A 19421-nucleotide genomic window follows, 5' to 3' on the forward strand; every position below is an offset into this window, starting at 1 on the left:
AATATTAGCCTTTAATAGAACCAATCATGACACCTTTAACAAAATACTTTTGGATAAATGGATAAACGATGAGAAGTGGTAACGATGAAATAACAATCAAAGAATACTTTAATAATTCACGTAATCCTTGTCTTGCTGCTGCTGTTTTCGTATCACTTAACATCTCAACGTTCACTTCATTTTGAATTAAAATATCACGCAAAACCAATTGCAAAGGATATTTGTCGGCACTTTTTAAATACAGTAATGCATTAAAGTATTGATTCCAATGACCTACCGCATAATACAGTCCAATAACAGCTATAATCGGTCCGGATAACGGTAACACAATGCGCCATAAAAATGTAAAATCAGTACAACCATCCATTTGTGAAGCTTCTAACAATTCACCAGGTATCGTCACACTAAAGTAAGTTCTCATGATGATAACGTTCCATACACTAAGCGCAACAGGAATAACCATTGACCATAATGTATTAATCATTCCTAAATCTTTCACAATTAAATAAGAAGGAATTAAACCACCGCTAAACATCATCGTAAAAACAAACATTAGCATAAAGACATGACGTCCTTTAAAATCTTTTCGTGATAGTGGGTATGCAGCTAGTATAGATAAAACAATATTAATTGCTGTACCAAGCACTGTATAAGTAATCGTATTGATAAAACCCGTTAACACACTTTTGTTTTTAAATACTGCTGCATATCCTTCCAATGAAAGCTCTACTGGAAATAACCATACTCGCCCTGACATAACCGCATCTGTCGAACTCAATGAAGCGCTTACAACATATAAGAGCGGGTAAAGCACAATTATAAGCAAGAGCGACAGTAATGTATTGTTGACAATATTAAATAATCGATCGCCTTGCGAATCTTTTATTGGAGTTGCATTCATACTCTCCATAATATACCCGCCTTTCTACCATAAGCTCTCTTGTCCAAGTTTTTTAGATGTTTGGTTTACAATAAAGAGTAAGATAAAACCAATCACAGATTTAAACAGTCCAATTGCTGTTGCATAAGAGAAGTTAACTGCTTGTGACACTATACCTACTTTATAAACATAAGTGTCAATTACTTCAGAGCTACGCATGTTTAATTGATTTTGCATTAATAATATCTTTTCAAATCCAGTATCCAGTAACTGCCCAGTATTCAAAATTAATAATATAATAGCTATCGGCAATATACCAGGAATATCAATGTGCCACATTCTCCTTACTTTGTTAGCTCCATCCATTACTGCTGCTTCATGCAATTCCGGCGATATGCCTGCTAATGCAGCTAAATAGATAATGCACGAAAATCCAACATTTTGCCAGACATGTGACCAAACGTATATAGACTGAAACATCGATGCTTCACCCATAAAGTTAATTGGCTCCATTCCGAACAATCCTAAAAAGTGATTCACTACTCCTGTTCTTGGGTCTAACAACTGCATAATTAAACCAACTAATACAACCATAGAAATAAAGTATGGAGCATACGTAATCATTTGCACAGTTTTCTTAAAGCGTTGATTTTTAACCATATTTAAACTTAGCGCTAATAAAATCGGAAACGGGAAACTGGCCAGTAGCGTATACAAACTAATCGAGATTGTATTCCACATTAATCGATTGAATTCATAGGATCCAAAAAAACGATTAAAATGTTTCAAACCAACCCAATCGCTACCAAAAATCCCCTTTGAAATAGTAAAATCTTTAAAAGCAATAGTTGCTCCAAACATAGGTACATATTTGAAGATAATGATATACGCTAACGGTAATAAGAACATAAGATACAGTTGCCATCGCTGACCTGCTTCTTTCCACGTTTTCAGAATAATTCATCCCCCCGTCTGTTAAAATTCCCTGTTTGTAGTTCGGTCAACAATGTAAGCGCTACAAACTTGGTATTCAAACTTTAACCTTAGCCGCTGCATACTGTAAATAGGAATAATTCAACGAATGTGCATTATTCAAGAAAGCGCTATCATAACTGGTTATTACAAGAAAATCAGCCGATTATTCATTATTCAAGCACTGTGCAAAATTCTATAACAGCTATAGACCATCCACTTTTCAACTATCAACCCATCCAAGTTCAACGCTTTACTAAATATTCGTCATTATTTCGCAAAGATATGTCCATCCTAAGTATAGTGAGAAATGATACGATAAGTAGTAGCGATTTCTTTTTGTCGTATACACTAGCAACCATAAGGAGATATGTACATGTGGAAACCCGACCGAAAAAATGATTCTCCTCTATATATGCAAATAGCCGATTATATCGAACAACAAATAATAAGTGGCGAATTTCCTCCCGGCAGTTTGCTACCATCCGAACGTAAATTAGCAGAAAAGTTAGATGTAAATCGCAGTACCATTGTACTTGCCTATTCCGAGCTTCGAGCACTTGGTTTGATTGAAAGCAGACCAGGTAGCGGCACAAGAGTTAACAGTACAAAGTGGGGAACTATTCCGAAGCAAAGCATCCAGTGGGATCAATATTTGCAACCCGCAAATGCTGTATCACCAAAAGGTTTGCAAAAACGAGTACGTGATGCCCTCCAGCAAGATGCCAGTTTAATTAATTTAGCGAGTGGAGAGTTAAATAGCGATCTCTCCCCTATCGATGAAATAAATCAATTTATGAAAATACAGAAGTACCAAGAAATGCTTGGCTACAATGATCCTTTAGGGTCCATAAAATTACGTTCTGCTGTTGCCAACCATCTACAAAGTGAAAATCAAATTCAAACATCTAATGCTTCTATTCTAATTACATCGGGAACGCAGCAAGCATTATATTTAATTTGCCATTATTTACTCAGTCCAGGCGATACAATTGCCATTGAAGATCCATCCTTTTACTATTCTATGCCCATGTTTGAAGATGCCGGCTTACGCGTCTTTCGCATGAAATTAGAACAAACAGATCAGCAAGGGGAAACTTCCCTTTCCTCTGACCTCCACCAAGCGCTTAAAAAAAACCGTGTCAAAATGATATTTTTAAATCCAAACTTTCAAAATCCAACCGGGGCGGTAATGAGTGAGGATCAGAAGCTGGATCTATTATTACTAACAAATGATCTAGGAATTCCCATTGTCGAAGTTGATCCTTTTAGCTTAACAGCTTTTCAAAGCAAATGCCCGCAACCGCTCAAATCATCTGATTCCATAGGATCAGTTATTTATATCGGCTCGTTATCCAAAACAGTAGCAGCAGGTTTAAGAATCGGCTGGTTAGTTGCCCCCCGCCTCATAGTCGAAAAATTAGCAGAAGCACGACAATTAATCGACTATGGACAAAGCAGTTTACCACAACAAGTAGCTGCTGAATTTATTAGCTCTGAACATTTTCAAGCACATCTGGGTAGGCTAAGACTTCATCTTTTGTATAAACGAGATTTATTAATAGAAGCATTACAATTACATCTTTCTGAGCTAGTCACTTTCGAAATACCAGAAGGAGGTCTCCATCTCTGGTGTGAGCTCCATTTTAAAGTAAGTGAGACAAAGCTATTAGATGAAGCCATTAAACAAGGGGTTGTCTTTATGCCTGGCTCCGTGTTTGGCAAAGAAACAGGACACCTTCGCTTCACTTTTGCAAGACCAGATACCGATAAAATAGCGATTGGCGTGCAACGCTTCGCTAAAGCACTGCATACGGTGCTACAAACGCCATAACACATACTCAAAATAAGGAGAACTAACGTGAAAATTCACGCTAGCTCTCCTTATTTGATTCATGACACCAACCATTTTAATTGTTTTATTCTTGGGTAGATAAATAATCTTTCTCACCATTTTTCTAGATCAAGTTTATATGAAAAAACGGACAAACTTTCAAATAAGTACCGAAGGAGATCAAGTTTATACGAAATATCATATAAAGTGACCCCGATAAATGGTTGAACGTAAGGATTTTATACGATAAAACAAACAAAAAACCATAATTACGATGATCAGAATGCAACTTTGTACGAAAAAACGGACAAGCTTACTGTTCCACTAATTGATTTTGAACGTTACCTAGTGATGACATCTACAGTATGGACTGCTCGAGAAAAAATAAGCGAGGCTAATCTTTCGATTAACACTCGCTTATTTCTAAATAACTTTAAGTTGCTACCACATTGTTCATCATAATAAAGATCGATCCTGCGACGATAATTACAATAATGACCAAACCAAGTACTAATGAAATTAAATTGTAACGTGGTCCTTTTTCTTCACGCAAGTGCATAAAGAAGATGAGCTGAATTCCCATTTGTATGACAGCAAATATCATCAGTACAATAACATTCGTCATACCTTCCAGCCAACCATTCCATACAATCATAATTGGAATGATCGTTAGCACAATTGATAACACAAACCCTACCGTATAGGATTTAATCGAACCATGCGATTGCTGCTCTTCTTGGTGTGATGGATGCTGTGCCATATTAGCTCACCCCCAACAAGTAGACTAGTGTTAGTACAAAGATCCAAACGATATCAAGGAAATGCCAGAATAAACTGATGACATTTACTTTTCGCTTTGTTACAGGAGTAATGCCACGTTTACTAATTTGTATTATGATACCGATCATCCATATTAGCCCTATCACAATATGAATACCGTGTGTACCGACTAGGGTGAAGAAGGAAGACCAATAAGCACTAGTACCGATCGATGCTCCTGCATTAACCAAATGAACAAATTCGCTAATTTCCAAATATAGAAATGATGCGCCAAGCAATGCAGTGACAGCTAACCAACCTATCAATCCATTTTTATTGCCTTTGTTCATCGATAGTACTGCTAATCCACTTGTATAACTACTTGTCAGTAGTATAAAGGTGGAAACAATAATACCACCAATTTCAATTAAATCTTTTGGCGTAGGGCCACCATCATAGTTTTGTCGCAAAACGATAAAAGTAGCAAACAATACACCGAATATAATAATATCTGTCATTAAATATATCCAAAATCCAAACGTACGGACTTCTTCCATATCAATATGTTCTTCGTGTGCTGCATCAGCCTGATTCGTTGTTGCTTGTACAGCAGCTTTTGAATGTGACATCGTGATCAAGCCCTCCTTAATGCAGCTTCCGTGCGTTTTATTTCATCTACAGGAATATAATAATCTGTGTCGTAATTAAAGGAATGATAAATCATACTGCCTGCCACTCCAAGCGCTCCTATTACGATTAACCATGTCCATGACCAAACAAATCCGAAGCCTACCAAAAACCAGAAGAACGACATAACGAAAGGTACACCAGAATTTTTTGGCATATGAATTGGTTCGATTGGTGGTGTTGGTTTCGGTGGCACGCCACTTGCAATTCGCTGCTTTTCCTCCCAGAACTCATCGATACTAGATACTGTTGGTGTTATCGCAAAGTTATAGTGTGGAGCTGGAGAAGGAATAGACCACTCAAGCGTCCTTGCATTATATGGATCACCATTCGTATCCATCTTACGGTTTTTAACACTAACAACAATTTGCCAAACTTGGAATATAAATGCGATCCCCATAAGTCCTGCACCGATAGTAGAAACAAGGTTCATCTCGAACCAACCTTTATCCCATCCGTACGTGTAAACACGTCTTGTCATACCCATTAAACCAAGTACGTATTGTGGCATGAAACAGAGATAGAATCCGATATTCCAGAACCAGAATGCCCATTTTCCCCATTTTTCTTGCAACTGAAAACCAAACATTTTTGGCCACCAATAGTAAATTCCTGCAAAAAATCCGAACACCACTCCACCGATAAGGGTGTTATGGAAGTGAGCAATAAGGAAGTAACTATTATGAAACTGAAAGTCTGCTGGAGCGACGGACAATAGAACACCTGTCATTCCACCAATAACAAAACAGATAATAAAAGCGATTGTCCACATCATCGGGATGGACATCGTAATCCTTCCCCTAAACATCGTAAAGAGCCAGTTAAACACCTTGACCCCGGTTGGGATGGCAATTAACATCGTCGTGACGGCGAAGAAGGCATTGACATCGGCCCCCGATCCCATCGTAAAGAAATGATGCGCCCATACGAGGAAGGATAGGATACTAATAATCATCATGGCGTAAACCATGGACTTGTAACCAAATAATTTCTTTTTAGAAAACGTAGCAACGATTTCCGAGAAAATACCGAATGCTGGTAAAATAATAATGTATACTTCAGGGTGTCCCCACATCCAAATGAGGTTAATATACATCATCGGATTTCCGCCTCCGTCAAGCGTGAAAAAATGCGCTCCGAAGTAGCGGTCTAAAAATAGTAAAGCTAATGTAGCTGTTAAAATTGGAAAAGCAAAAATGATAGCGATACAACTCGATAATACAGACCAGGAGAACATTGGCATTTTCATCAATTTCATACCTGGTGCACGCATTTTTAATATAGTAACGATAAAGTTTATACCGGTCATCAAACTACCAATACCCGATATTTGAATCCCCCATATATAGAAGTCCTGCCCGACTCCGGGGTTAAATTCTTTACCCGAATAAGGAGGATAGGCTAGCCATCCCGCATCCGGTGATCCACCGATGACGAATGATAAGTTAAATAGCATCGCTCCGAATAAAAATAACCAAAAACTAAGTGAGTTCAGAAATGGGAACGCAACATCTCGTGCACCAAGTTGTAACGGTACGATGACGTTAAACAATCCGAACATTAATGGCATCGCCATAAATAAAATCATGATGACACCATGAGTCGTAAATATTTGGTTGTAGTGATCCGCGTTTAAAAGTGTCATTTCTGGCATCACTAGCTGTGCCCGCATTAAGAGAGCATCGACACCTCCGCGAAATAACATTAACATAGAGGCGAGAATATACATGATTCCTATTTTTTTATGATCTACTGTAGTAATCCATTCTTCCCACAGCCATTTCCACTTTTTAAAGTAAGTCAGTACGAAAACAATACCGATACTTACAAGTGCGATGGAAGCCATTGCTCCGTATATCATCGGATCACCGGTGACAAAAAATTCAGAAGCAAAGTCTTTCACTTTCTCCCACATGAGTCTCTCTCCTTACTTTCCCATAATTTAATGTCCGCTATGAGTAGCATCAGTTTCGTTGCTTTCACTTGCTTCGTGTTGCTCGTTTAACTGATCATCATGTTGCTTATCACTATCACTCGAACTACCTGCCATATGATGACGGTGGGATGCTGCATATTTATTTACTGTATTTTCAAATAGTTGATCCGGGAATGCAGAAAATTGCATTTGCTCAGATGCTGCTGGCAAACGTATTTGCTCATAACCATCTTGCGTTAATTTCGGCTGACTAGTTTTAATTTCATCTACCCATTTATCAAACTCTTCTTCTGACGTAGCTTTCACATCAAAATACATTTTGGCAAAGTCCCGACCTGTGAAGTTAGCTCCTGATCCCCAATAATTACCTGATTCATCCGCTTCCAAATACAATACCATGGCCATTCCACTCATCGCATACATCTGACCGCCTAATTGTGGAATCCAAAACGAGTTCATCGGACCATCTGCCGTTATCTCAAAACGGACAGGTACATCTTCTGGAATAACAATATGATTAATTGTCGCAATATCTTGATCCGGATATTGGAATAACCATTTCCAATCTAATGAAGTAACTTGAATGACTAGCTCTTCTTTTTCTGATTCGATTGGCTTAGATGGTTCAAGTGCGTACGTATACTTCACTGTTACAGCACCAAGAATAATGATGATGACAACAGGTATACTCCACCAAATAAGTTCTAACGATGTACTATGCGCCCAATTAGGTGCATATTTTGCTTTACTTCCTTTTTTGTCTCGGTAACGCCAGACAATGAAAACTGTCAATAACAAGACAGGTATGATAATAATTAAAACAAGAATAGTTGCAATTACCATCAAATCTCGTTGTTGTGCAGCGATCGGCCCTTTAGGATCTAGGATAATGATGTTTTCAGTACATCCCGTGGCGACAACTAACAACACCATTAACATGGAGAACAACCCTATCCAGCGCAATCCTTTCTTTAAATTCATCTTTTCATCTCCTGTCAATCCTCGTAATACGACTTAATCTTGTTCTACTTTACCTGCCGCAGTGATAAGTGTCACCCACCGCTAAATGAATCATTGTTGCCATCCAAGTTCAATCTTTAGATATAATTTAGACGTTTAATCGTCACATTTCTTGTAAAGGTATTTGTATAAATGACAAATTAACTAACTTCACTAGTAAAATCGCTTACTATCATGCATCTCCGTATAGAAGTTGCAACGATCTTCCACCATATAACAATTAGTTCCGCTCATCATTTCGATACATTTCCGTCATAGTTCAAACTCTGTTCAAATTTAAAATAAAAAAAGACAGCTGCCGACATTCTTGCGTTCGGACAACTGCCTATATAATAGATGTGAGAAAATGTTAATCAAAATCGAATTAGCGATTTAAGTCACAGTCTTATTCCGTTTTCTTAAGGAAGATATCGCTACAAATAACGTGGCAATAATTCCACTAAACAACAATAAAAATCCGATTGGTAATAAGAAAAATGGTTCAACTAATGTTCCATCGTCAGCTACATAACTACCTACTGCAGCTTTACTAATAAAACAGACCAATCCCAGCATGATGGGAGTGATAGCAAACATATATTTTTTAGTCATGATGGGTACTCCTTTCTTTGTTTTAGATCGTATTGCTTAATTTAATTATAACGAACTTAAATCCTTTTGCAACACATTTTTATCGTATATCAATATATTTGTATTGCATTACAGGTTTTCATTACACTTTTAGACAAAAAAAGATGCTGAGCACAGTTGGTACTGTTGCATGCAGCATCGATCTATTTATTGTAGATGGACTAAACTATAGTTTTTCTTTCCTTTACGAACAATGATATATTTACTACCAATTGCTAATTCATTCGTAACTTCAAAATCTACGTCGGTAATTCGATCACCATTAATTGATATCGCTCCACCCTTCACATCTTCTCTTGCTTGGCGTTTAGATGGTTCGATACCTACCTCGACTAACCAATCAATAATATTTTGTTGTTGCGCGCTAGCCGTAAACGTCGGCATTTCTTTGAACCCTTGTTCAATTTCCTCAACAGTTAATGCTTTTATATCTCCGCTAAATAGTGCTCTCGTAATACGTTGTGCTTGCTCTAACAATGCTGGTCCATGGACAAACAACGTCATTTCTTCTGCTAATTTCATTTGTGCTTCCCGTTTGTGTGGCTCTGTCTTCACTTTTTCTTCTAATTGTTCAATTTCTTCTTGCGATAAAAAAGTAAAGTATTTCAAATATCTAATAACGTCGCGATCATCTGCATTCGCCCAAAATTGGTAAAATTCATACGGCGTTGTTTTTTTCGGATCTAGCCATATTGCTCCGCCGGCCGTTTTTCCAAATTTTGTACCATCAGCTTTTAGCATTAGAGGAATCGTCAAACCGAATGCTTTCGCTTCAGATCCTTCTTTTTTACGAATTAAATCAAGACCGCTTGTAATATTTCCCCATTGATCTGACCCACCTATCTGCAACTGAACATCTTCATGACGGTACAAATGCAAGTAATCAGCGGACTGTAAAATTTGGTATGCAAATTCGGTAAAAGAAATACCGCTATCTAATCGACTTGATACGATATCTTTAGCAAGCATCGTATTTATACTAAAGTTTTTTCCATAATCACGCAAAAAGTCAATGATCGTAATATTTTTCATCCAGTCATTATTGTTTACCATCCGGATTTGGTTATCGCCATCTGTAATAAATAACTTCTTCATTTGTTCTGTAAGCGCACGAACGTTTTCCTCTACTTGATCCATCGTTTGTAGTGAACGCTCTGTCTGACGTCCACTAGGATCACCAATTGTTCCCGTAGCACCGCCGATTAATATAACAGGACGATGTCCTGCCATTTGAAATCTTTTCAACATAATAAATGGAATCAAATGACCTATATGCATACTATCGCCCGTTGGGTCAACGCCACAGTACAAAGAAATCGATTTTTCTTCTACTAACTGTCGCAATCCTATTTCATCTGTTTGTTGATTAATCGCTCCACGCCATTGTAATTCATTAATAATGTTCATGTTATCCACCTCAGCAAATTATTAAAAATATAGAAAAACAAAAAATCCCCAATCTTATCATAGATAAGACTAGGGACGATTATTAACCGTGTTACCACCCATATTGCAATGCTGCGCAGCATAACCTATGCCTTCGCCAACTTTGCCACTCTAACATGATATAACGTTCACTAATCCGCTCAGCATTACCTGAGTTGCTCCTGAGTGTATTTCACATTCTATGTGTGTACCGAGTTGCATCAACCCTCGGCTTTCTAAAAACAGTGACATAGTTGCTACTGCGCTCATTCTTCGCATTCATTTTTTTGATTAATGCCAAGTATAGTAAACAATGATCCAATTGTCAACTATCTAATCAAGCCCATATTTCGCACAATAATCAAAACCGTCCAGATCGCAGTATTTTGTAAATAAGAACAATAACGACAATAACACATACGATCAATCCAATCTCTAATATTGGAATTTGCCATATAAACGATTGTTGATGGTGTAATGAAGATCCGATTATTAGTCCTGACATAATAATACTAAGCGCTAGTAAAACAATGCTAAACGATAGCTTATTAGCGATTTTTTCTAATTTGTTAGGCAGCGCTTCAAGCTCGGGAGAACTCACTTCAACCCGTACTTTTCCACTACTAAATACTGCACTTAATTTCTTCATGTAAGAGGGAGATTGTTTTGAAAAATCTATAATATCGCTAACTGTATCGACTACTTCTTCTATATAATGAAGCGGATTTAATCGCTTTATTAGCAATTGTTTTCCATAAGGCTCAGCAACTGCAATAATATTAAAATTAGGATCTAATGCACTAACTACCCCTTCGAGTGTGACAAAGCATTTTCCTAATATCGTTAGTTCCGTAGGTAATTTTATTCGATGCTGAAACGCTACTGCGAACAAATCTTGTATCGATTCACCAATACTAATTTGACCAAATGGCACTTCATAATACTTTTCTCTAAGTTGCTCCACATCAGCATATAACGCCAGCTCATTAACATCATCCGGAATAACACCCATTTTATTAACTGCTCGAATGATAGCTTTCGAGTTTTGCCGATATAATCCTATAATTAAACTGGCAAAGTGATACTTGATTTCGTCACTTAACCGTCCGACCATCCCAAAATCGAGTAACCCTAATTGCTGATCAGGCAGTACTAACAAATTTCCAGGATGAGGATCACCATGGAAAAAACCTTCAATTAATATTTGATGTAAGATCGTTTCTGTAAGTTGCTTCGCTATTTCTGCTCGGTTGTAGCCGTGTTCTTCAATTTTTTGCAATTGTGATAATTTCACACCAGATAAAAGTTCCATAGTAAGTACTTTACTACTTGAAAATCTAGCATATAATTCAGGAACATGAACCATTGGATTATTACGATATATTTTGAAAAATCGCTGCATATTTGCCGCTTCTTTTTTATAATCTAATTCAGCGAATAACGCTTCTGATAACTCTTCAACTATGGCGGTTAACTGATAGCGAGCTGCCCACTCTAACTTACGTTCCGCTAAACTAGCAAGCTCGAATAACATTTGTAAATCCGTTTCGATCATATTTTTGATTTTGGGACGTTGCACTTTTACAGCTACGGCAGTTCCATCCCACAGCTCTGCTTCATAAACTTGCCCGATTGATGCGGAGGCTAATGGTTCTGTTGAAAAACAAGCGAATAGTTCCTCTATCGTTTTCCCATTGCCTATTTCTTCTTCGACAATCGCCGAAGCCTCTTCATAAGTAAATGGTGTTACTTGATCTTGTAAACTTTGCAGGTGCTTAATAAGTTCAGGTGGCAATATATCTGCTCTTGTACTAGCTATTTGTCCTAGTTTAATGTAGGTTGGTCCAAGTTCTTCTAAAATATTTTTAAGTCGTTCCCATATAGATAGCTTATGATTATCATGTTTTTCGGTAGAATGAACACCACCGGGAAGCCCTAGTTCATGGATAAAATATCCGAATCCATTGCGGACTAAGGCCATAGTTATTTTTTGATAGCGTTGTAAGTAGCGCCAACTACTTTTTCTTCTCATACATACAACTCCTATCTCCAATGAGAAACAGCTATTTATTTTCTGTTAACTGCTGTTCTAATTGAGCGATTCGAGCTTCTAATCGTTGAAATTCTTCTTTGGTCACCCATTGTTCACTGGAGTTAGTTTGCATTTTTTCTTGAACGATAGCACTGATTTGCTCTTTCACTTGATCACCCTTTTGCACCATCTGTTCAATTAACGCAGTAGACTCTGATTTACTAACTTCACCTTTTTTCACCAAATCATCCACTAATTTTTCTATTTGTTCTTTACTCTCTACGACAATTCCTAATCCTAAAGATACCGCTCGTTGTAAGAAATCCTTCATGTTTATTCGCTCCTTATTTTGTTATTTTTGTAGTATGCCTATAGTTTAATAATAAATTCGTCATTCCCTATTCTTCATCAAACAACAGTAAATATTGTTGGTGATCGGTAATTGTAATTCGTTTTTTCTCAATTTTGAGAATTCCCATCGTTTGCAATTCCTGCATCACCTTCGTAACAGTTTCACGTACCGTTCCCGTAAGATCAGCAATTTGTTGGTGCGTTAGCTTTAAATCAATAAGGATATTGTCTTGTTTTTGCACGCCATGCTTTTCAACGAGTCGATACAATCCTTTAGCAATTCTTGTCTTAGCATCCCGAAAAGTTAAATCCTTTATCAATTCATTTGCTGTTCGCAACCGTTGCATCGCAGTGTTCATTATTTTAATTGGAATTTGTGGTGTTTGATTCATCAGCCAGAGAAAATCTTGCCTTTTCAGTACATACAATGTCGTTTCTTCCAACGTCATCGCTGAAGCAGAACGGGTCGTTTCGTTTTCCAATACTGCCATTTCTCCGAAAAAATCCCCTTCTCCAAAAATAGCAAGAATAATTTCGCGAGAAACACTTTCCTTATATATTTTTACATTACCGGAATAGATCACATAAAACTCGTCCCCATCCCCACCCTCTAAAAAAACATTTATTCCTCGCTCATATTTTCTAGTGATAAGCAATGAAGCAACTTTTTCTAATTCTACATACGCTAAGTTACTAAAAAAAGGAACTTCCTGCAAAAATGCTACCAGTCTATCCATGTAACAATCTCCCGTCTCACTATTCGTTAGATTTATCGATCTAGCGTTATATTCTTTATTTTACCACTATTCTAGTGCGTAGTGTAATCAATCTATAGAATTCTTTCATTGATTGCCTAATTACGTCTGCTTCGTTATAATTAGCGAATATAATAACACTTCATCAATTTAATTTGATATTGAAAGGGATAATTTTGATGCACATTGCGAACAATTGGACAGACTACGAAATATTGGACAGCGGTAATGGAGAAAAGTTGGAGCGTTGGGGTAAATATATTTTGCGTAGACCCGACCCACTTATCATTTGGCCGCCCGAGCAACCAAACCTTTGGAACAAAATAGATGGGCATTATTATCGTAGTAAAAATGGTGGCGGATCATGGGAGCTACAACCCAATTTGCCAGAGAAATGGACGATCAATTATGGTCCACTCTCCTTCCATATTAAACCGACAGGCTTTAAACATACTGGTTTGTTCCCAGAACAAGCAGTCAATTGGAGCTGGATGATGGACAAAATCAGTTCCGCTAATAGACCGATCAAAGTATTGAATTTATTTGCTTATTCTGGCGGAGCAACTGTAGCTGCTGCCAAAGCAGGTGCTGAAGTTTGTCATGTTGACGCGGCAAAAGGTATGGTGCAATGGGCAAAAGAAAATGCGCAACTATCAGGATTAGAGAATGCACCAATTCGCTACATTACAGATGATGTATTCAAATTTGTACAGCGAGAACAACGACGTGGTAATAAATATGATGCGATTATTATGGACCCGCCTTCTTATGGTCGTGGGCCTCAAGGTGAAACGTGGAAGCTAGAGGAAAATTTGTTTCCATTTTTACAAACGTGTATGTCGATCTTATCTGATCGCCCATTATTTTTACTCATTAACTCTTACACAACAGGGCTATCACCAACTGTATTACGCAACATATTACAACTTACTATGCAACAAAATTATGGTGGGACAATCGATTGTGCAGAAATCGGTTTGCCGATTCGCTCTTCGAAACTACATCTTCCATGTGGCATATTAGGACGGTGGGAAGCAGAGTGAGTTATCCAATTCTTCCTATTATTTATGAAGATAATCACTTACTAGTTGTAGAAAAACAAGCTGGAATTCCTACACAAGCAGATATTTCTGGTGATGTAGATATGTTAACGATATTAAAAGATGATCTCAAACAGCGCTATCAAAAATCTGGCAACGTTTATTTGGGCTTAGTCCATAGACTGGATCGTCCTGTCGGCGGTGTCATGGTATTCGCCAAAACATCCAAAGCAGCAGCTCGGCTATCCGATAGCGTTAGAAATAGACATTTTCATAAAACATATATTTGTGTCGTCCATGGTAAACCAACAGCAGCAACGGCTAGCTTACAGCATTATTTGCGCAAAGATGTGAAACGTAATCAAGTCGATGTGTTTGAAACAGAAACAGTAGGTGCTAAACATGCTCTGCTAGATTATAAGGTCATCACTACAAGCGGGCAAACGAGCTTACTTGCTGTTCGCTTACATACGGGTAGAACACATCAAATTAGAGCGCAGCTTGCACATATTGGCTGTCCTCTAGTAGGTGATATGAAGTATGGGGAAACAAAACAAGGAAAACGTTCCAACATTGCTCTTTGGTCAGCAGCGCTATCTTTTGCTCATCCAACGACAAAAGAGAACGTAACTTATACCGCCCTGCCTACTCATATTCCCTTATTTCATCAATGGACAGAACAACAATTATACGAAGCAACCCATTGTTTTCTATAAACAAAAAGCAGACGGGTAAACTAATCATAAAGCCGAGGGATTTAACATGAACAAAAGAAATAAAAGCAGCCTAACCAAGCGTATAATGATGATAATTGTTTTTTCCCTTGGCTTGTTTGGTGCTTTCTACGTTTTTATTTTTAATACATCTAGTAAATTAAGTGATCATATTACAATGCAAACAACTCCACAACCAACGGAACAATTCATTACTACTCCCCCGCCTACACCTACGCCAGTAGTACCGTCAGCAACTCCCAAACTTCAGTATACAGAAGCTGTTTGGATCGGGGCTGGCGATATTATGAGTCATAAACCACAATTGCCCGGCTCGTATATTGCAGCGGAACAACGGTACAATTTTGATCCGATCTTTGCTAATGTTGCACCGATTTTAAAAACCGGTGATTTTGTAATGGCTAATTTAGAAACGCCAATAGCAGGAAAAGATGTTGGGTATTCAGGCTATCCTCTGTTCAATGCTCCTGATGAATTAGCAGAAGCTTTGAAGCATGCTGGATTTAATATCTTGTCTACTGCCAATAATCATTCACTTGATCAAGGAGAACAAGGGTTACTTCAAACGATGAAGACGCTGGACAAATTAGATGTTCATTACGTTGGTACAGCATTATCAGACGAAATGACCAAAAAACAAGTCATTGTGGAGAAAAATAATATTACGATGGGTTTATTAGCTTACACGTATGGAACCAATGGTATTGCTATACCAGCAGGTAAGCCTTATTTGGTCAATCTAATAGATGAACAAAAAATAAAGTCGGATATTACACAGTTAAAAGATGCTGGAGTCGACATAATAACGGTCGCTTTACACTTCGGCATTGAATATGATCCAATACCAAGTGAAGAACAAAAACAATTGGCTCGTAAACTTGTCGATGCAGGTGCAGATATTATTGCTGGCTCCCACCCGCATGTTATTCAACCTTATGAAGTAATTGAAACCTTTACGAGTGCAGGTAAGAAAAAAAAAGCACTCATTATTTACTCTCTCGGTAACTTTATATCTAACCAACGTGGAGATACAAAAGATTATGGCGTACTATACAAAGTTAACCTAAAAAAAGAATTAACGTCAAATTTTACAGAGCTAACCGATATTACTGCTATTCCCACTTGGGTACATCGTTACAAGCCAGATCAATACTACAGATACAGAATTTTGCCAGTGGAACAAGTTTTACAACAGCAACAAGATCCACTCCTTGCACCTAACGATTATAAACAACTTAAAAGTGATTTTGCTATGTTAAAAACGCGATTAGAATCGATGAAACAATAACAGCTACAACAACTATGGATTAGCGACTTTTCCTAATAAGTAGACAAGTAATTGTTGGTTATGCTCCGATATACGGTTCAAGGAGCCTGCCACCAACTGATTACGAATTTGTCTGCCTCGTTCCATTTCGGATTTCCCTTTTTCTGACACAGTAACCCAGACAATACGACGATCTTGTTCATCTCTTGTTCGTTCAATTAACTGATTACGTTCCATTCGATCAAGCAACGTCGTAATTGCTGCAGGGGAAGTAGATAAATATTCGATCAAATCGGATGGTTTCACTTGTTTTAACTGCTCTATTAGTTCCAAAACATGTAATTGTCCTTCTGTTAAAGGTGCTAATGACTGCTCTAAACTCATTTTCCATTCCTTTGATAATCTTGTCCATAGTATTGTAAACTGATCTGCTACCAATGGGTTCACCCACTCTCTCAAATTCTAGTCTCTTAACTAATTATAGCAACTGAAATTGTCGAATAAAAGGTTAATGCTATTAATAGTTTCTGTCATTTGCTGAGTGTAACTTATATAAACTAACAGAAAAAGACAGGTTCACTGTCGATTCATACATAATCGAAGTATATCCCTGTCTTTTCTTTATGGTCGTTCAGGCTGGTCATCCAGTTTTCCAACGATGGATGGCTGTACAAATACCGTTTGAATAAATTGTGGTTTCTCTACGGCAAATAATAATTTCCCTACGGACTTATGATCCTCAATTGGTGCTTTTTCAGAACTATTAATCAAACCTTCTTTTTCATTCGTCATTGCTGTAAGCTCCAACTTTTCTTTGCAGTAAAAAGCAGCAACGATATAACTACCATTGGATCGTACTCGTTTTCCTTCTTTAAACTGGAATGTTTGTACTCCTCGACCACCTCGACCTTGTACAGGGTAGTCAAGTAACAATGTTCGTTTTCCATATCCAATTTCTGTAATTAATAATATTTCGCCTTCATCATTCGCCACCCATTCCGCTGCTACTACTTCATCATCATCTTTCAGCTGAATACCGCGAACACCAGCAGCTACTCTACCCATTGCATTAACTTCTTGCTCCTCAAAACGAATCGACATACCCGCTTTTGTAACTAGCATAATATGTTTATCGCCCTGACTCAGCACCACTTTAATGATCTCATCGTCAGCAGCTAGACGACATGCCGCAATTGCTGTAGAACGGGTCGTGTAATAATCTTTTAGTTCACTTCGCTTTACTTGACCACGTTTGGTTACAAAAACAATCGATTCTGTTGCTTCTTGTATGCTACGAGCGACAAAAACTTCCGCAATAGCATCATCTTTCGAAATAGCTACTAAATTAACGATAGCTGTTCCAATATCCTTCCATTTAAAATCTGGAATTTGATGAACTGGCAACATAAAGTATTGCCCTTTTTTTGTAAATATATATAATTGGTCGAGCGTATTTACTTCTAACAATTTACGTATGACATCGCCTTCTTTTACACCAGCCGTTGTAATATCTCCGCCAGACCGGGTAAAGGATAGCATACTTGTACGCTTCACATATCCTTCTTCACTTAGTGTAAGCAACACATCTTCTGCATTGACTAACACTTCCACATTCACTTTCAATTCTTCTACTTCACTGCGAAGCGAAGAACGTCGGTCAATACCATACTTATCTTTTATCTCTAGCAGCTCTGTACGGATAACACCTATTAACTTTTTCTCGCTATCCAGTATCGAACGATAATAGGCGATTCGTTTCATCGCTTCTTTAAACTCTTTTTCTAATGCTGTAATCTCCAAATTAGTTAATCGATACAATTGCAACGTTAGAATAGAATCTGCTTGTCGCTCTGTAAATTGAAACTGCTTAATTAAATTATTTTGTGCATCTAAGCGATTTTTCGACGCTTTAATCGTAGCAATAACTTCGTCTAATATTTGAAGCGCTTTTACTAGCCCTTCCACCACATGAGCACGATCTTCTGCTTTTTCTAGCTCATATTCCGTTCGAAAACGAATAACTTCTTTTTGGTGATTAATATAAGCTAATAATATGTCTTTTATGCCAAGTTGCATCGGTGTTTTGTTAACAATCGCCACCATATTAAAATTGTATGTCACTTGCAAATCGGTTTTTTTGAGCAAATAAGCTAAAATACCTTTCGCATCCGCATCTTTCCGCAGCTCAACTACAATTCTAAGTCCTGCCCGTCCACTTTCATCACGAACTTCTGCTATACCTTCTACTTTACGTTCTAAGCGTATATTTTCCATCGCTGTTACCAAACGAGACTTTACTACACCATAAGGAATTTCTGTAATAACAATTTGCTGCTTACCGCCACGCACATTTTCGATTTCTGCTACAGAACGAACATATATGCGTCCTTTTCCCGATTTATAGGCATCGATAATCCCTTGTTCTCCCATAATAATGCCGCCAGTAGGGAAATCAGGTCCTTTAATATGCTCCATAATTTGCTCTATCTCTAAATTAGGATTTTCCATTAAGGCGATACAACCATTAATGACTTCTCGCAAATTATGTGTGGGAATATCTGTAGCAAAGCCGGATGAAATACCACTTACACCGTTTACTAACAAGTTAGGATATCTTGCAGGCAAAACGACCGGTTCTTTTGTCGTATTATCAAAGTTATCTTTAAATTGCACCGTTCGTTTTTCGATGTCACGTAGTAACTCTAACGCAATGGGCGACAATCTTGCTTCTGTATACCGCATTGCCGCCGCCGGGTCATCATCTTGCGAACCCCAATTACCATGACCATCTATGAGTGGATGAGCCATTTTCCATGGTTGTGCCATTCGGACCATACCTTCATAGATCGAGGAATCACCATGAGGATGATAATTACCCATGACATCTCCGACCGTCTTAGCCGACTTACGATACGTTTTGTCTGGCGTATTGCCAGCGTCATACATCGCATATAAAATCCGTCGCTGCACGGGCTTTAATCCATCACGTACATCTGGAATAGCTCGATCTTGAATAATATACTTCGAATAACGTCCAAATCGGTCACCTACAATTTCTTCTAAAAATGCCGGTAAAAATTCTTCCAACGTACTCAAGTG

The 19421-nt window shown here is 37.8% G+C and carries 17 protein-coding genes and 1 other annotated feature; of the genes, 4 read left to right on the forward strand and 13 right to left on the reverse strand.

All coding sequences use genetic code 11. From position 1 onward, the window contains the following. Positions 1 to 4 precede the first annotated feature (4 nt). On the reverse strand, positions 5 to 901 hold the full coding sequence (locus ACFSTH_RS03890) for a carbohydrate ABC transporter permease (protein WP_377772039.1): 897 nt from the start codon (positions 899 to 901) through the stop codon (positions 5 to 7). Between the two features lie 24 nt (positions 902 to 925). Beyond that, positions 926 to 1789 (reverse strand): ABC transporter permease, encoded by an 864-nt coding sequence (locus ACFSTH_RS03895; protein WP_377771493.1) that lies wholly within the window; start codon positions 1787 to 1789, stop codon positions 926 to 928. A 439-nt stretch (positions 1790 to 2228) separates the two neighbouring features. Between ACFSTH_RS03895 and ACFSTH_RS03900 the strand changes: the two genes are divergently transcribed. Further along, entirely contained in the window at positions 2229 to 3686 is a 1458-nt protein-coding gene (locus tag ACFSTH_RS03900) for an aminotransferase-like domain-containing protein (protein ID WP_377771495.1), read from the forward strand. Positions 3687 to 4119: 433 nt separating this feature from the next. Here ACFSTH_RS03900 and cyoD read toward each other — a convergent pair whose 3' ends face one another. From cyoD to ACFSTH_RS03945, 9 genes are all read right to left on the reverse strand, one after another. Then, positions 4120 to 4446, reverse strand: coding sequence for a cytochrome o ubiquinol oxidase subunit IV (cyoD, locus tag ACFSTH_RS03905; protein ID WP_377771497.1), 327 nt, complete (start codon positions 4444 to 4446; stop codon positions 4120 to 4122). Position 4447: 1 nt separating this feature from the next. Continuing rightward, the gene (gene cyoC / locus ACFSTH_RS03910; RefSeq protein WP_377771499.1) at positions 4448 to 5074 is read right to left on the reverse strand and encodes a cytochrome o ubiquinol oxidase subunit III; all 627 of its coding nucleotides are present in this window, start codon (positions 5072 to 5074) and stop codon (positions 4448 to 4450) included. A gap of 5 nt (positions 5075 to 5079) precedes the next feature. Then, positions 5080 to 7047, reverse strand: a complete 1968-nt coding sequence (locus tag ACFSTH_RS03915) for a cbb3-type cytochrome c oxidase subunit I (protein WP_377771501.1) — start codon at positions 7045 to 7047, stop codon at positions 5080 to 5082. A gap of 27 nt (positions 7048 to 7074) precedes the next feature. Beyond that, a complete protein-coding gene (gene cyoA / locus ACFSTH_RS03920; protein ID WP_377771503.1) occupies positions 7075 to 8049 on the reverse strand; it encodes a ubiquinol oxidase subunit II in 975 nt (324 codons plus the stop codon). A 411-nt stretch (positions 8050 to 8460) separates the two neighbouring features. Next, complete coding sequence (locus ACFSTH_RS03925; protein ID WP_377771505.1) at positions 8461 to 8679, reverse strand: DUF3955 domain-containing protein; 219 nt, start codon at positions 8677 to 8679, stop codon at positions 8461 to 8463. Positions 8680 to 8865: 186 nt separating this feature from the next. Continuing rightward, on the reverse strand, positions 8866 to 10125 hold the full coding sequence (gene tyrS, locus ACFSTH_RS03930; RefSeq protein ID WP_377771507.1) for a tyrosine--tRNA ligase: 1260 nt from the start codon (positions 10123 to 10125) through the stop codon (positions 8866 to 8868). 68 nt (positions 10126 to 10193) lie between these two features. After that, positions 10194 to 10426, reverse strand: a binding site (T-box leader). Between the two features lie 78 nt (positions 10427 to 10504). Further along, positions 10505 to 12175, reverse strand: a complete 1671-nt coding sequence (locus ACFSTH_RS03935) for an ABC1 kinase family protein (protein WP_377771509.1) — start codon at positions 12173 to 12175, stop codon at positions 10505 to 10507. Between the two features lie 31 nt (positions 12176 to 12206). Next, positions 12207 to 12506 carry a phasin family protein gene (locus tag ACFSTH_RS03940; protein WP_377771511.1) on the reverse strand — a complete coding sequence of 100 codons (300 nt, stop codon included), beginning with the start codon at positions 12504 to 12506 and terminating at the stop codon, positions 12207 to 12209. A 67-nt stretch (positions 12507 to 12573) separates the two neighbouring features. Then, entirely contained in the window at positions 12574 to 13263 is a 690-nt protein-coding gene (locus tag ACFSTH_RS03945) for a Crp/Fnr family transcriptional regulator (RefSeq protein ID WP_377771513.1), read from the reverse strand. Positions 13264 to 13460: 197 nt separating this feature from the next. Between ACFSTH_RS03945 and ACFSTH_RS03950 the strand changes: the two genes are divergently transcribed. The 3 genes from ACFSTH_RS03950 to ACFSTH_RS03960 are packed head-to-tail and all read left to right on the forward strand — an operon-like array spanning position 13461 to position 16343. Further along, positions 13461 to 14324, forward strand: a complete 864-nt coding sequence (locus tag ACFSTH_RS03950; protein WP_377771515.1) for a class I SAM-dependent methyltransferase — start codon at positions 13461 to 13463, stop codon at positions 14322 to 14324. Then, positions 14321 to 15037: an RluA family pseudouridine synthase gene (locus tag ACFSTH_RS03955; RefSeq protein ID WP_377771517.1), complete on the forward strand. Its 717-nt coding sequence runs from the start codon at positions 14321 to 14323 to the stop codon at positions 15035 to 15037. Before ACFSTH_RS03950 ends, ACFSTH_RS03955 begins: the two co-directional genes overlap by 4 nt. 46 nt (positions 15038 to 15083) lie before the next feature. Continuing rightward, the gene (locus ACFSTH_RS03960; RefSeq protein ID WP_377771519.1) at positions 15084 to 16343 is read left to right on the forward strand and encodes a CapA family protein; all 1260 of its coding nucleotides are present in this window, start codon (positions 15084 to 15086) and stop codon (positions 16341 to 16343) included. Positions 16344 to 16355: 12 nt separating this feature from the next. Here ACFSTH_RS03960 and ACFSTH_RS03965 read toward each other — a convergent pair whose 3' ends face one another. After that, entirely contained in the window at positions 16356 to 16760 is a 405-nt protein-coding gene (locus tag ACFSTH_RS03965; RefSeq protein WP_377772041.1) for a MarR family winged helix-turn-helix transcriptional regulator, read from the reverse strand. A gap of 183 nt (positions 16761 to 16943) precedes the next feature. Then, on the reverse strand, positions 16944 to 19418 hold the full coding sequence (gene gyrA, locus ACFSTH_RS03970; protein ID WP_377771521.1) for a DNA gyrase subunit A: 2475 nt from the start codon (positions 19416 to 19418) through the stop codon (positions 16944 to 16946). Positions 19419 to 19421: the final 3 nt, after the last annotated feature.

This window comes from Paenibacillus yanchengensis, assembly GCF_042684845.1.
Lineage (GTDB): Bacteria > Bacillota > Bacilli > Paenibacillales > Paenibacillaceae > Pristimantibacillus > Pristimantibacillus yanchengensis.

What these genes read in the sequence shown, in the direction of transcription:
- ACFSTH_RS03890 (WP_377772039.1), bottom strand. Translation starts at nt 901, where the DNA reads ATGAATGCAACTCCAATAAAAGATTCGCAAGGCGATCGATTATTTAAT.
- ACFSTH_RS03945 (WP_377771513.1), bottom strand. Translation starts at nt 13,263, where the DNA reads ATGGATAGACTGGTAGCATTTTTGCAGGAAGTTCCTTTTTTTAGTAAC.
- ACFSTH_RS03925 (WP_377771505.1), bottom strand. Translation starts at nt 8,679, where the DNA reads ATGACTAAAAAATATATGTTTGCTATCACTCCCATCATGCTGGGATTG.
- ACFSTH_RS03960 (WP_377771519.1), top strand. Translation starts at nt 15,084, where the DNA reads ATGAACAAAAGAAATAAAAGCAGCCTAACCAAGCGTATAATGATGATA.
- ACFSTH_RS03915 (WP_377771501.1), bottom strand. Translation starts at nt 7,047, where the DNA reads ATGTGGGAGAAAGTGAAAGACTTTGCTTCTGAATTTTTTGTCACCGGT.
- cyoA (WP_377771503.1), bottom strand. Translation starts at nt 8,049, where the DNA reads ATGAATTTAAAGAAAGGATTGCGCTGGATAGGGTTGTTCTCCATGTTA.
- cyoD (WP_377771497.1), bottom strand. Translation starts at nt 4,446, where the DNA reads ATGGCACAGCATCCATCACACCAAGAAGAGCAGCAATCGCATGGTTCG.
- cyoC (WP_377771499.1), bottom strand. Translation starts at nt 5,074, where the DNA reads ATGTCACATTCAAAAGCTGCTGTACAAGCAACAACGAATCAGGCTGAT.
- ACFSTH_RS03900 (WP_377771495.1), top strand. Translation starts at nt 2,229, where the DNA reads ATGTGGAAACCCGACCGAAAAAATGATTCTCCTCTATATATGCAAATA.
- ACFSTH_RS03940 (WP_377771511.1), bottom strand. Translation starts at nt 12,506, where the DNA reads ATGAAGGATTTCTTACAACGAGCGGTATCTTTAGGATTAGGAATTGTC.
- ACFSTH_RS03895 (WP_377771493.1), bottom strand. Translation starts at nt 1,789, where the DNA reads ATGTTCTTATTACCGTTAGCGTATATCATTATCTTCAAATATGTACCT.
- ACFSTH_RS03935 (WP_377771509.1), bottom strand. Translation starts at nt 12,175, where the DNA reads ATGAGAAGAAAAAGTAGTTGGCGCTACTTACAACGCTATCAAAAAATA.
- tyrS (WP_377771507.1), bottom strand. Translation starts at nt 10,125, where the DNA reads ATGAACATTATTAATGAATTACAATGGCGTGGAGCGATTAATCAACAA.
- ACFSTH_RS03950 (WP_377771515.1), top strand. Translation starts at nt 13,461, where the DNA reads ATGCACATTGCGAACAATTGGACAGACTACGAAATATTGGACAGCGGT.